At 72.7% G+C, this 1,080-nt stretch carries 1 protein-coding gene and 1 pseudogene; both read right to left on the reverse strand.

The features are described 5' to 3' along the window. A pseudogene (locus ACFVT2_RS43460) lies at positions 1–558 on the reverse strand (hypothetical protein); the annotation flags it as partial. Positions 559–637: 79 nt separating this feature from the next. Next, on the reverse strand, positions 638–1,080 hold a 443-nt coding region (locus ACFVT2_RS43465; RefSeq protein ID WP_390028038.1), incomplete at its 5' end, for a hypothetical protein.

Genomic DNA, 1,080 nt, shown 5'->3' on the forward strand with positions numbered 1-1,080 from the left:
CTTCTCGGACGCCTTGCGCTTGGACTTGTCGGGGTGTCCGGTGGCGCGGGCCTGGTGGTAGGCCAGGTCCCGGACGATGGCAGCGGCGCGGGCCTCCGCCTCGATGTCGCGGCCTTCCTTGTAGACGACGACGCGGCGGGACAGGAACGCGATGCCCTCGGCCGCAGCGGTGATTGCCATCGGGGTGAGGCCGTAGACGATGGCCTGGCCGAGGTCGGCGGCGGCCGTCGCGCCCATCGCGGCGGCGGCTGCGGGCAGAGCCCAGAGTCCGGCGCGGACGAGGGCCGGGGCCGACTGGCCGAGGAGGGTGGTCACGAGGAGGACCAGGGCGAGGACGGCGGTTGCGCCCTCACCAGCGGCGAGCGCGCCGACCGCCGTGCCCTCGCCGTACTTCGCGCCGAGGTTCGTGTAGGTGCCGACGCCTCCGGCGATGCCGACCGCGATCATCGGCACGATGGCCGCGATCAGGACGGCGCGCTGCATCGTGGTGAGCTTTCGCAGCACGGGGCCGGCGGGCGCGGGGGTCTCGATGGTGGGGTTCTCGATCTGCGTGTTCACGGGGTGTCCTTTCGGCCTGGTGACGTCATGACGTCTCGGGCTCATGGCGTCACCAGCAGAGGGCTGACGCTGGTGGGGGCTACTTCTTGTTGTCTACGGCGGTCTGGGCCAGGCCCTTGAGTCGGGAGACCAGCCACCCGGCGGCGACGATCGCGCCCACGGCGGTCAGGCCGACCGGGACGGCGTTCGCTCCGATCGTCCCGATCAGGCCCATGAGGGTGCCTCCGGCGATGACGACCAGCCCGGCGACGCAGCCGCACAGGACCACGGCGACGACCAGGAGGAGGACGACGTTGACCACCAGCTCGCGCTGGGCCGGGGACATCGAGGAGGTCTCGGGGAGCTGCACGACGATCTGCTGCGGCTGCTGGCCGATCGTGTAGTGGTACGGGACGCCGTCGCGGAACTCCACGTTCGGCGGGCGGTGGTGCGCGGGGGCGGCCTGGCCGGGGAACGGCTGCGGGAGGTGCCGCTGCTGGGGGACTGCGCGCTGCGGCTCGGGGGCCACGGGGCGGTTGGCTC

Origin of the sequence: Streptomyces sp. NPDC058000 (assembly GCF_042886435.1) — a bacterium.
Lineage (GTDB): Bacteria > Actinomycetota > Actinomycetes > Streptomycetales > Streptomycetaceae > Streptomyces.